A 243-nucleotide genomic window follows, 5' to 3' on the forward strand; every position below is an offset into this window, starting at 1 on the left:
ATCACCCGGCGGGCGCGGGTGCTCGGCGGGACCCACCCCTGCACGATCGCGTCCCGGGCCGCGCTGGCGCTCGCCCGTGCCGACACCGGCGACCTGCGCGGCGCGGCCGGCCTGCTCGCCGCCACGCTCGAGATCGCCGAGCGGGTGCTCGGCGCCGGGCACGCGGTGACCGACGACGTACGGGAGCTGCTCACCGACTGCCGCGCCGCGGCCGACTCCGCGGGACACGTCACGGCACCCACC

General features: G+C 79.4%; 1 pseudogene. It reads left to right on the forward strand.

Annotation, left to right across the window (positions count from 1 at the left end):
- Positions 1-243: pseudogene (locus GTW08_RS06255) on the forward strand (tetratricopeptide repeat protein); the annotation flags it as partial.

This window comes from Pseudonocardia sp. SID8383, from assembly GCF_009864975.1.
Classification (GTDB): Bacteria; Actinomycetota; Actinomycetes; order Mycobacteriales; family Pseudonocardiaceae; genus Pseudonocardia; species Pseudonocardia alni.